This window comes from Pseudomonas sp. CCNWLW23 (assembly GCF_037095675.1).
Taxonomy (GTDB): Bacteria; Pseudomonadota; Gammaproteobacteria; order Pseudomonadales; family Pseudomonadaceae; genus Aquipseudomonas; species Aquipseudomonas atacamensis.
Genome location: NZ_JBAWKM010000023.1, coordinates 83,186 through 94,769, shown reverse-complemented (window position 1 = coordinate 94,769; position 11,584 = coordinate 83,186). Strand labels below are relative to the sequence as shown.

Sequence of the window (11,584 nt, the reverse complement as noted above, 5' to 3'; positions counted from 1 at the left end):
TTGACGTGCCGGCCGGTGATATCGGTGTCGGTGCGCGGGAGATCGGTTTCCTCTTTGGCCAGTACAAGCGCCTGAGCAACCAGTTCACCAGCGTCCTCACCGGCAAGGGCATGACCTACGGCGGCAGCCTGATTCGCCCGGAAGCCACCGGTTTCGGCTGCGTGTACTTCGCCGAGGAGATGCTCAAACGCCGCGGGCAGAGCGTGGAAGGCAAGCGCGTGGCGATTTCCGGTTCTGGCAACGTTGCTCAGTACGCGGCGCGCAAAGTCATGGATCTCGGCGGCAAAGTGATTTCCCTGTCCGACTCCGAAGGCACGCTGTACTGCGAAGCAGGCTTGAGCGAAGCACAGTGGCTGGCGCTGCTGGAACTGAAAAACATCAAGCGCGGGCGCATCAGCGAACTGGCGAGCGCCCATGGTCTGGAATTCCGCGCCGGCCAACATCCGTGGTCGCTGCCGTGCGATATCGCGCTGCCCTGCGCGACGCAAAACGAACTCGACGCCGAAGCCGCGCGCACTCTACTGCGCAATGGCTGCGTCTGTGTGGCTGAAGGCGCGAACATGCCGACCACGCTGGAGGCTGTGGATATCTTTATCGAGGCCGGTATTTTGTTCGCACCGGGCAAGGCGTCGAATGCCGGCGGTGTGGCCGTGAGTGGTCTGGAAATGTCGCAGAACGCCATGCGCCTGCTGTGGACCGCGGGCGAGGTGGACAGCAAGCTGCACGCGATCATGCAGTCGATCCACCACGCCTGCGTGCATTACGGCGAAGACAACGGTCAGATCAATTACGTCAAAGGCGCGAACATTGCCGGCTTCGTCAAAGTCGCCGATGCGATGTTGGCGCAAGGCGTGGTTTAAGCCGGTTCGATGCGGATCACTTCGATCAGTTGATCGCCGGCAGGTCGCTGCCATAGCACTTCATCGTTGAGCCGGGCGCCGAGCAAGGCCCGGCCCAGCGGTGAGGCCCAGTTGATCAGGCCCTGACTGGCGTCGGCCTGATCCTCGCCGACCAGTTGCACGCGGTGTTCAGTGTCGTGTTCATCGGCAAAAGTCACCCAGCTACCGATCTGCACCTTGTCGGTGGAGGTCGCAGCGACTGCGACTTGGGCGCTGCTCAGGCGCTGAGTGAAATAACGCAGATCCCGTTGCAGATCGGCGAGACGTTGTTTGTCGGCCTGCTCGCCCTTGGCCGTTTGCTCGGCGTGCAGGCTCTGCAACTCGATGACTTTCGCCTGCAACTGCGCCAGCCCTTGCGGGGTGACGTAGTTGGGCTGCGTGCTGACCTGACGTTCGACCGGCTGATCGGCCTGCGCGGCGGCGTTGTCTTCGTTGACGAATGCGCGACTCATGAAGTCCTCCTGTTAAAGGATTTGGGCCATGGTTGCCGGCATTTGGTTTCAACGGATGTCTGCAAGCGACCTATTGCGAGCGATAAGCCCGCCCGATGTCCTGGTCCTTCTGCTGCTGCCAGGCGCGTTCGCGTTCGTCCCAATGCTCGTTGCGATATTGCTCGCGATCCCTGTTTTCGAGCATCGCCTGACATTGGCGGAAGCCGTCGACCCAGCCGTCGGCGTATTGCTGATCCTTGAGATAGCGCGGCACGTTCTTGCGAAACTCACCGCTGATCGAGCCCGCCGCTTGCCGGCCGCTGACGCAACCGTCATCGAAACCATCGGCGAAGGCCGGTGGATAGCCCTTGGCGATCAAGTCTTCATGGGTGGTCTGGCAACCGGCCAGCGCCAATACAACGGCCAACAATCCCACGCACCGCCACATCGCACTCTCCCGCGCCGGTTTTCGGCTGATACGGGAAGTCTAGAAGGGGATTCATGAGGCGGCTGTCGAAGGCCTGTGAAAAATCCATTGCACACCACAAAGCGCGTGTGGGAGCGAGCCTGCTCGCGAAGGCGTCGTGTCAGGCAACACTACTATTGACTGACCCACCGCCTTCGCGAGCAGGCTCGCTCCCACATTGGTTTTGTGCTGTGTGCGGGGATCAGTAGTGATACCACTTCACTTCCAGCATGACTTCTGTTTCCGGGCTGGCGAGCTGGCTGAATTCACGCTGAGCGCTCAGGCGCAAACCGAGGTTGCGCGACAGCTCCCACTGCTGATTCAGGCTCAGGCTGCGGCGCACTTCGCCGTTGAAGAAATAGTCGCCCTTGGCTTCCAGGCTCAGATTGCCCAGCGGGTTTTTCCACAGCACGCCGGTGTTGAAGCCGCCGGCCGGGGAAACAAACTCGGCGAAGTCATTGTTGTGTTCCACGCGCACCGTGCCCAGCGCGAAGCCGAGCACGTCTTCGCCCAACTGCCACGTGCCGCCGCCGCCACCGTTGACATGGCTGACCAGCGTTTCGTCGTCATGCTTTCCCGGCACCCGCTCAAGGCCACCGGTGACTTGCCACGACAGCGGTTGCAGCAGCTCGTTGCGCGGTGTCAGCGAACGAATGGTGGCCAGATCCAGTTGCTGCAGCTGCCAGTCATTGCCTTCGTACTGGCGCAGCTTCAGTTGCAGGATCTCGATCTGCGCGCCGAGGGGGAAGCTTTCGGCATTGTCATTGAGGTCGTGATAAGCCATGCGCAGGCCATATTCGCCGAACGCGCGATCGCCGCGCGTACCGAGGCCGGCCTGCCAGGTGCGGGACTCGTGGCCATCTTCGGGCAGACCGGGTTGCGGTATTTCCAGCTCCGGCGCCGGGTTCTTGTTGATCGCCCGCAGCAGTTCGAAACTGCGCTGCGCCCGTTGCGGGTCGCGCTCCTGGCCGTTGGCGCGGTAGCGCTCCAGACGATAGGCGGCGTCGACGATCAGCGCCTGACGTGCGCGCGGCAGGGCTTTGAACGTTGGCTCTTGCAGGACTTTTTGATCGGCGCTGACTTTCAGCACCCATTGCTGTTCATCATCGCTCAACGGCTCGGCGCGGCTGAGCAGTTCACGTTCGCGGGACGGGCGATATTCGATGTGCTCGACCAGCCCGGCCTCTTTCACCGCTTTGACGGTGTCGGTGGGGATTGCGGTCAGCGGGAATTGTTCGGTCAGGCGCAGGCTCGGCCGCGCCACTTGCAGCAGTTCCAGCAAGCGATACGAGCAGTTTTCGTCGAAGAAGAAATAGTCGAACTGGATCTGCTTGAGCTCCCACACATGTTCGACCATGCGTGCGGTTTCTTCCTGTGTCAGATTGAGCCGGTATTCCCACAGGTCACGGTTTTCCAGGCTGCGGTATTCCGACAGTTTTTCCTGATACGGCACCAGCGCGAACAGCCCCGGGTAGCCGCCCATCAAGCCTTTCCAGGCATACAGAATGCTGTTGTCCGAGCCTTCGATGTAGGCGCCGAAGTTGATCGCGTAGCTGAGCAGCGAGGTCTTGTCGGCCTGCACATCCGCCTGATCGATGCGCAGCAGGGTGTGGCCGAACATCGACGACGGGCTGTTGAGATACGCCGCCGGGAAAATCATCACCGCGCTGTGCGGCGAGACGTCCTTGAACCATTGCTTGTATTCGGCGCATTCCGGCGCTGGCAGGTCAGCGAGATTGAGCTGCGCTTTCAGCCAGCGCGTGCGCGCGGGGTATACGCATTGTGCGTGTTGCTCGCCGAGGCTGGCCGGGGCGTACAACGCCTGCACGGTGGCGGCCAGTTCGCGGTCCGGATGTTCATTGCCGTCGGGCGCGAGAAAGAACTTCTTGTCGCTGACATAGCTGCGCCAGCCGCCGAGCTTGGCGGTTTCGTAATGACCGAGGGAAATCCAGAAGCGGTCGTTGGCCAGTTGCTGCAAACGTTGAGGATCGATGTGAGGCGCGGCGGACAGCGGGGCGCAGACACAGAGCGCCAGCCAGGCAAGGCGTTTGAGCATAGTCGGCAACTTGAACAGGAAAGTAATAAAGACCCAAAGAGGGGCGGGCCAAAAAAAACAAAACCCGCTTCCCGAAGGAAGCGGGCGGGGTCGAGCTTAAGCCTGAGTTGCGTACTTGGCCAGACGTGGGTCCGATTTCAGTACTGCCAGAGTGTTGGTATGCACGTCTTCAGCGGTCACGTCAGCTTTGCTGAAGATCTGCTGGAAGTGCTCGTGGGTCACTTGCGCGAAGTGCGCGCGATCTTCCGGTGCTACGCCCAGAACCACGGCATAAGTGGTCAGCGCTTCGCCGTTGCCTTTGGCCATGTCTTCGGACAGCTCGTTCATCATGCCATTCATGGCGAACCAGGATTTGCCGCCGTAGGTCAGCGATGCGTTGGTCGAGCAACCGTTGGTGCCGGAAGTCATACCGAACGTGGCGTTACCGGAAGTGCCGTTGGTGGTGGAAGCAAGGAAGTGCGCCGGGGTGCCACGCTGACCTTCGAACAGCATGTTGCCCCAACCGCAATCCGGGCCGCCCGGGGCTTGCGCCATTGCGTTGATGGATACAGCGGTGAAGAGAGTACCGAGAAGAATCCGTTTCATAGCTTTGTTCTCTTTATGTGCATACCAATGGACAGGGTTCTGGCCCTTCGTGCTCTGCCCGAGGACAAAGCCGAAAGTGTCAGTGGGCCGGTATTAGTTCCAGCCGCGCAGTTTGGAGTTTAGGCACGTTCCAGCGGTTCCGTGACTTTTTGCAAAATATTTGGAATAAACCTCTGATTTATCGGGACCCGTCGGCCGGCCGCGCGCTTGTCTATGCTTTGTCATGTGGCGCGCCTTGCCAGTGGGGCACGGGCAGCGCCAGAATGCCGCTACCTGCCCCGCCTGATTGTTAAGGAAGCCCGATGCCTGATCCTGTTGCTGCCAGCCTGCGTCTTGCGCCCGAAGCGCTGACTCGTCCGTTTTCCGCTGAACAGTTCAGCTTCACTAGCACCAATGATCTGGAGCCCTTTCGCGGTGTGCTCGGCCAGGAACGCGCGGTCGAAGCCTTGCAGTTCGGTGTGGCGATGCCACGCCCCGGTTACAACGTATTCGTCATGGGCGAGCCCGGCACCGGCCGTTTCTCGTTCGTCAAACGCTACCTGAAAGCCGAAGGCAAGCGCCTGCAGACCCCGGCGGACTGGGTCTACGTCAACAACTTCGATGAGCCGCGCGAACCGCGTGCACTGGAGCTGCCATCGGGCACGGCGGCCTCGTTCATCGGCGACATCAACGGCTTGATCGACAACCTGCTGGCGACTTTTCCAGCAGTTTTCGAACACCCGTCCTACCAGCAGAAAAAAAGCGCCATCGACCGTGCCTTCAACCAGCGCTACGACAAGGCGCTGGACATCATCGAGCGGCTGGCCCTGGAAAAAGACGTCGCCCTGTACCGCGACAGCAGCAATATCGCCTTCACGCCGATGCTCGACGGCAAGGCCCTGGACGAAGCCGAATTCGCGCAGTTGCCGGAAGCCGAGCGCGAGCGTTTTCACGATGACATTTCCGGCCTCGAAGAGCGCCTGAACGAAGAACTCGCCAGCCTGCCGCAGTGGAAGCGCGAGTCGAACAATCAACTGCGTTCGCTCAACGAAGAAACCATCACCCTGGCCTTGCAGCCGTTGCTGGCGCCGCTGTCGGAGAAGTACGCGGAGAACGCCGGGGTCTGCGGTTACCTGCAAGCGATGCAGGTGTATCTGCTGAAAACCGTGGTCGAGCAACTGGTTGACGACAGCAAGACCGACGCCGTCGCGCGCAAGTTGCTGGAAGAACAATACGCACCGAGCCTGGTGGTCGGGCATCCGGCCAGCGGCGGTGCACCGGTGGTGTTCGAACCGCATCCGACCTACGAAAACCTGTTCGGCCGCATCGAGTACACCACCGATCAGGGCGCGCTCTACACCACTTACCGGCAGTTGCGTCCGGGTGCGCTGCACCGCGCCAATGGCGGTTTCCTGATTCTCGAAGCGGAGAAAATGCTCAGCGAGCCGTTCGTGTGGGATGCGCTCAAACGCGCCCTGCAATCGCGCAAACTGAAAATGGAATCGCCGCTGGGCGAGATGGGCCGCTTCGCCACCATGACCCTGAACCCGCAGCACATTCCGCTGCAGGTCAAAGTCATCATCATCGGTGCGCGGCAGCTGTATTACACGCTGCAGGATCTCGATCCGGACTTCCAGGAGATGTTCCGCGTTCTGGTCGACTTCGACGAAGACATCCCGATGGTCGACGAAAGCCTCGAGCAGTTCGCCCAGCTCCTGAAAACCCGTACTTCGGAAGAAGGCATGGCGCCGCTGACCGCCGATGCGGTGGCACGACTGGCGACCTACAGCGCACGGCTGGCCGAGCATCAGGGGCGCTTGTCGGCGCGCATTGGCGATCTGTTCCAACTGGTCAGCGAGGCGGATTTCATTCGCCATCTGGCCGGCGATGAGATGACCGACGCCGGCCATATCGAACGCGCCCTGAAAGCCAAGGCCACCCGCACCGGGCGGGTCTCGGCGCGGATTCTCGACGACATGCTCGCCGGAATCATCCTCATAGACACTGACGGTGCGGCAGTCGGCAAGTGCAACGGGCTGACGGTGCTGGAGGTCGGTGATTCGGCGTTCGGCGTGCCGGCGCGGATTTCCGCCACGGTGTACCCGGGCGGCAGCGGCATCGTCGACATCGAGCGCGAGGTCAACCTCGGCCAGCCGATTCACTCCAAAGGCGTGATGATCCTCACCGGTTATCTGGGCAGTCGTTACGCCCAGGAATTCCCGCTGGCGATTTCGGCGAGCATTGCGCTCGAGCAGTCTTACGGCTACGTCGATGGCGACAGTGCGTCGCTGGGCGAGGCGTGCACGCTGATTTCGGCGCTGTCGAAAACCCCGCTCAAGCAATGTTTTGCCATCACCGGTTCGATCAACCAGTTCGGCGAAGTGCAGGCAGTCGGCGGGGTCAACGAGAAGATCGAAGGCTTCTTCCGCCTCTGCGAAGCACGCGGCCTGACCGGCGAACAAGGCGCAATCATTCCCCAGGCCAACGTCGCCACGCTGATGCTCGATGAGAAAGTCCTGGCCGCCGTGCGCGCCGGCCAGTTCCACGTGTATGCGGTGCGTCAGGCCGATGAGGCGCTGAGCCTGCTGGTGGGCGAGCCGGCCGGGGAGCCGAACGCCGATGGCGAATTCCCCGAAGGCAGCATCAATGCCCGAGTGGTCGAGCGCCTGCGCGATATCGCCGAGATGATCAGCGAAGAGGACTTGAAAGAGGCTGAGAAGGAACTGGCGCAGGAGGCCCTCGCCGAAGCCAAACCGGCCTGATCAGTTCACGCCAGACCCTGTGGGAGCGAGCCTGCTCGCGAAAGCGCTGTATCAGTCGACGAATGAGTTGGCTGATCCATCGTCTTCGCGAGCAGGCTCGCTCCCGCAGTGCTTTTCCAGATTGATCTCTGCGGGGATCTTCGGGGAATGTGCCACTACTCTGACGCCAATATTCACACAATGACCATTCGGCGCCTTCTGGTTCCATTTGGCTTGCGCGGGACACTTTTCTTCTATTCTCAGGTCAAGGATATCGACAGTATCACTGGATCGAGCCAGTCCTCCCGTGGGGGCTGAATACCGGCTTTACCGAGGGTCGCCGCCATGTCGCGCAACCTCTGTCTCACCCGTCAATGCCTGGGTCTGGTGACCCGGATCGAATGCGCCGTCAAGCCGCTGGCCGGCGACAACGGCATGTGGACGCTGCTCTTCGCGGCCGGCATGGCCGGCGAACAACCTTCCGCGATCAAAGCCCAAGGCCCGTTCCACGGCCCGGTGGCGGCCGAGTCGATTCTCGACACCATCGTTGAAAGCCTGACCTTGCATGGTTACGAACTGGCCGATGATCCGCAGATCTGGAGCTTGCATCTGCAAGCGCAGTTGCGGCAGATCAACGGCGGCCGTGGGCGCAGTCTCAACGGTTAAGGCGCCGTCTGGTCCACCGGCGCCTTGTCGAGCTTGACCTCAAAGCCGTATTGCACGGTGGCGAGGTCGGTGCGCTGATAGGTCTCCACGCGAGTCGGGCGACCATAAAAGTAGTGCACGCCGAGTAGCGCGGGGCCTTCGGTGCTGGCGTCGTGGCTGACCGAAAGAATCTGCTTGAGGTAGTGGCCACTGTCGTCCTTGACGAAGAAACGCCATTCGTTGGCCGGGAAGGTTTTCAGGTCGACTACCAGCGTGTTGTCCTTGATCGCCAGGCCTTTGGGCAATGACTGCGCGTCGTAGGATTGCTTGGCCACCGTGGCCAGAAACAACGGCATCGAGCCCACGGCAATCGCCGGGGTTTCCGGAAACAGATTCAGATCATAAGTTATCGTCGCTTGCAGCGGATCGACCTGATACGCCTCGGGCGGCAGTTCGATCGGCTCGTCGAGTTTGCCGCCGCGCTTTTCCGTGAAGAAGGTCACGGGACTGACGCCGGGGTTGAGTTCGTCGCCAAGCAATTCGTCATTGAAGGTGCGGCGGTGGGAAAACTCGATACGCGCCGCGCTCGGCTCTTCAACCGATTGATGAATGCGCACGCCGGCCTTCAATTGTTCCTCGGTCAGGTCCGCGCCTTTGAGCCAGTTGGCGGCGAGATCGTCATACACCACAACTGGCAGATCCAGCGGCTGCACGGTTTTGGCCGTGGTGTGCGGGTTGAAGGTGCGCACCGGCAGGTCCAGGGATTTGCGCGTCACCGTTGCCGAGGAGAAGTCGAGCACGCTGACTTCCAGTGTGTCGATCGGGCCGTGGAAATACACCTTGTTGTAGCGGCGCGGGTGGTCTTTCTCGAAGGCTTGCTGGTCGTCGCTGAGCTGTTTTTCCAGGGTGTCGCTCCAGCTCTTCTGCTTCTGTAACTGCGTCAGTTGCTTCTGGTAGAACGCGACCTGCTCCGGGCTTTCGTTGATCGAACCGGCGCGCACCAGGTATTGGCCGCTGGCGTCGCGGGCCTGGACGATCAGCGGATTGATCCGGATTTCGGCGACTTCCGCTGCCAGCGGCAGGCTGTTGCTGACTTCGACCTCGGCATAGTTCTTTTCCAGCTTGAGCAGTTTGACGCTGAGGTTGTCGTTGCTGCGGGTCTGGCCGACGTCTTTCTGCGTCAGGTCAAAGCTGTACAGGCGACGCGGCGCGATGACCTCGACCTGGCCTTGCAGGCTGACCGGTTGCGGCAGGCTTTTCTTGTCGACGTTCAGGCCATCGATGAACGGGTAGGTCACCGTCAGGTCATCGGGGTTGGTCACGTTGGAGCTGGACGGGCTGAGCTGAATGCCCGGATCGGTTTCCGACCATTCCGGCTGCCAGGCGATCACGCGTTTGTTGCTCAGCGTCACCGAGTGCCATTCGATGCCGTGCGGAAACAGAAAACCGCCGGGAATGTTCAGGTTGAACGGGAATACCGGTTGCAGATCGGTCAGGTAATCCGAGCTGGCGTCCTTGTGCAGCACGAACAGGCCGTTGATGAAGGTATCGACCAGCGCTTGCGGGGTAGGGTAGTGCTTGAGCACGGCGAGGGCGTCGGCGCCATATTCGATGTGCGGCGCGATGTCGTCGAGCTTGAGCCTGGCCCGTTCGAGCAACAGCAGCGAACCGCCGAGTTCGGTGATGGCGTCCTTGAGCATGGGATCGCTGATCGTGTCCAGTGACTGTTCGAAGGTGGCGGTCTTTTCGTCGAGGTTGGCGACTTGTTTTTCATCGCCGGGCGAGCAACCGCCGATGAGCAAGGCGAGGCAGATTCCGGCAGTCGTCAAGGCTGATCGCACATCCATTTCCACGCGTCCTGTCCACTGTCATTGGGCTGTCAATGCTTTGGACACTAGCAGAAAAACTTTGTCACACACACGCAGGTGGCGGATTTTCCGGCGGTTTCTGGCTGTCACAGCGGGCTGTTATACTCGCCGCCATTTCCAGCCCCTTGTGTGAGAGTCAATGGAACGCTTTATCGAAAATGCAATGTACGCCACCCGCTGGCTGCTGGCGCCGATCTACATCGGCCTGTCCCTCGGTCTGCTGGCGCTGGCATTGAAGTTCTTCCAGGAAATCATCCATATCCTGCCCAACGTCTTCGCCATGGCTGAATCGGATCTGATTCTGGTGCTGCTGTCGCTGATCGACATGGCGCTGGTGGGCGGTCTGCTGGTGATGGTGATGATTTCCGGCTACGAGAACTTCGTCTCGCAACTGGACATCGACGAAGGCAAAGAGAAGCTCAGCTGGCTGGGCACCATGGACTCGTCGTCGCTGAAGATGAAAGTCGCGGCGTCGATCGTGGCGATTTCTTCGATCCACCTGCTGCGCATCTTCATGGATGCCAAGAACGTCGATCCTGAGCATCTGATGTGGTACGTGATCATTCACATGACTTTTGTGGTGTCCGCGTTTGCCATGGGTTACCTGGACAAGGTCACCAAACACTGATCAGCCGACCAAGGCAAAAAAACCGCCCGTCTGTTGCGAAACAGACGGGCGGTTTCGTTTGTGGCTTGTGCTTTCAAGCGCAGCGGCCTATGCCTGTAACGGTGCGATTCGCCACGGTGTGAGGTGCTTCCATGAACCTGCAAGAGTTGAACGCGTTTGCTGTTGCCAGGAAGGTCGACGAGTTGAACCTGATCTCCATGGAAGGGGGCATTTACCTGTTGGAAGCGAGGATGCATGGGACGGCGTATCCGTTGAGCGATCTCAAGGGCAATATGCTGACGCTGCGCTCAGTGGAGCACGCGCGGGATCTGCTGCATGCCTTCCCGGTGCTGCCATTCAACCTTGTGCACACCTCAGTCCATGACGAAATGTGCGGGCTGGTCGCTGACCTCGATGAAAGCCTGAAAGTGCCGCTCGCCTGGCGCTCGGCCCTGTAGGCTCGGCCCCAAGTCCGGGGTATCTGTGCTAGTCTGCTCGCCCTTTTGGTTCCGGGCGCGCCGGGACGCGCTGTGCACGCACGGCAAGTCCTGTGGCCGTCCGCACAGCGGAGCAGTGTCATGTCCGAAGTAAATCTGTCCACCGACGAAACCCGCGTCAGCTACGGTATCGGCCGTCAACTCGGCGACCAGCTGCGCGACAACCCGCCACCGGGTGTCAGCCTGGACGCGATCCTGGCCGGTCTGACCGACGCTTTCGCCGGCAAGCCAAGCCGTGTTGGCCAGGAAGAAATGTCCGCCAGCTTCAAAGTGATCCGCGAGATCATGCAAGCCGAAGCAGCTGCCAAGGCTGAAGCCGCGGCTGGCGAAGGCTTGGCCTTCCTCGCCGAAAACGCCAAGCGTGACGGCATCACCACCCTGGCTTCCGGCCTGCAATTCGAAGTGCTGACTCAGGGCGAAGGCGCCAAGCCGACCCGTGAAGACCAGGTGCGTACGCACTACCACGGCACCCTGATCGACGGCACTGTGTTCGACAGCTCCTACGAGCGCGGCCAGCCTGCAGAATTCCCGGTTGGCGGCGTGATCGCTGGCTGGACCGAAGCCCTGCAACTGATGAATGCCGGCAGCAAATGGCGCCTGTACGTGCCGAGCGAACTGGCTTACGGCGCACAAGGCGTGGGCAGCATCCCGCCGCACAGCGTTCTGGTATTCGACGTCGAGCTGCTGGACGTTCTGTAATACCGAGCCTGCCTTGATGGCGGGCTGAAAAATGTGGGAGCGAGCTCGCTCGCGAAGGCGGTTTTTCAGTCGACTCATTCGTTGACTGATTTATCGCTTTCGCGAGCAAGC

General features: G+C 60.7%; 10 protein-coding genes and 1 pseudogene. 6 read left to right on the top strand and 5 right to left on the bottom strand.

The window, feature by feature from the left end; genetic code table 11:
- Window positions 1–860, top strand: a pseudogene (locus V8J63_RS23890) (NADP-specific glutamate dehydrogenase); the annotation flags it as partial.
- Here the strand turns inward: V8J63_RS23890 and V8J63_RS23885 are convergent.
- From V8J63_RS23885 to V8J63_RS23870, 4 genes are all read right to left on the bottom strand, one after another.
- On the bottom strand, window positions 857–1,351 hold the full coding sequence (locus V8J63_RS23885; RefSeq protein ID WP_039761720.1) for a GreA/GreB family elongation factor: 495 nt from the start codon (window positions 1,349–1,351) through the stop codon (window positions 857–859). The pseudogene V8J63_RS23890 and the gene V8J63_RS23885 sit on opposite strands and share 4 nt — an antisense overlap.
- Window positions 1,352–1,421: 70 nt before the next feature.
- A complete protein-coding gene (locus tag V8J63_RS23880; RefSeq protein WP_336464705.1) occupies window positions 1,422–1,778 on the bottom strand; it encodes a hypothetical protein in 357 nt (118 codons plus the stop codon).
- A gap of 220 nt (window positions 1,779–1,998) precedes the next feature.
- Entirely contained in the window at window positions 1,999–3,852 is a 1,854-nt protein-coding gene (locus V8J63_RS23875) for an Lnb N-terminal periplasmic domain-containing protein (protein WP_024014368.1), read from the bottom strand.
- 96 nt (window positions 3,853–3,948) lie between these two features.
- Entirely contained in the window at window positions 3,949–4,437 is a 489-nt protein-coding gene (locus V8J63_RS23870) for a DUF3015 domain-containing protein (RefSeq protein ID WP_016773112.1), read from the bottom strand.
- A gap of 302 nt (window positions 4,438–4,739) precedes the next feature.
- Between V8J63_RS23870 and V8J63_RS23865 the strand changes: the two genes are divergently transcribed.
- Both V8J63_RS23865 and V8J63_RS23860 read left to right on the top strand, forming a co-directional pair.
- Window positions 4,740–7,178: a Lon protease family protein gene (locus V8J63_RS23865; protein WP_024014367.1), complete on the top strand. Its 2,439-nt coding sequence runs from the start codon at window positions 4,740–4,742 to the stop codon at window positions 7,176–7,178.
- 324 nt (window positions 7,179–7,502) lie between these two features.
- Window positions 7,503–7,823, top strand: coding sequence for a PA4575 family protein (locus V8J63_RS23860; protein ID WP_016773114.1), 321 nt, complete (start codon window positions 7,503–7,505; stop codon window positions 7,821–7,823).
- On the opposite strand, the gene V8J63_RS23855 is transcribed toward V8J63_RS23860, so the two are convergent.
- Window positions 7,820–9,649 carry a hypothetical protein gene (locus tag V8J63_RS23855; RefSeq protein WP_336464704.1) on the bottom strand — a complete coding sequence of 610 codons (1,830 nt, stop codon included), beginning with the start codon at window positions 9,647–9,649 and terminating at the stop codon, window positions 7,820–7,822. The two genes, V8J63_RS23860 and V8J63_RS23855, sit on opposite strands and share 4 nt — an antisense overlap.
- Window positions 9,650–9,809: 160 nt before the next feature.
- Between V8J63_RS23855 and V8J63_RS23850 the strand changes: the two genes are divergently transcribed.
- From V8J63_RS23850 to V8J63_RS23840, 3 genes are all read left to right on the top strand, one after another.
- Entirely contained in the window at window positions 9,810–10,298 is a 489-nt protein-coding gene (locus V8J63_RS23850; RefSeq protein WP_016773116.1) for a TIGR00645 family protein, read from the top strand.
- A gap of 131 nt (window positions 10,299–10,429) precedes the next feature.
- The gene (locus V8J63_RS23845) at window positions 10,430–10,735 is read left to right on the top strand and encodes a DUF6482 family protein (RefSeq protein ID WP_024014365.1); all 306 of its coding nucleotides are present in this window, start codon (window positions 10,430–10,432) and stop codon (window positions 10,733–10,735) included.
- 120 nt (window positions 10,736–10,855) lie between these two features.
- The gene (locus V8J63_RS23840; protein WP_039761705.1) at window positions 10,856–11,473 is read left to right on the top strand and encodes an FKBP-type peptidyl-prolyl cis-trans isomerase; all 618 of its coding nucleotides are present in this window, start codon (window positions 10,856–10,858) and stop codon (window positions 11,471–11,473) included.
- Window positions 11,474–11,584 lie beyond the last annotated feature (111 nt).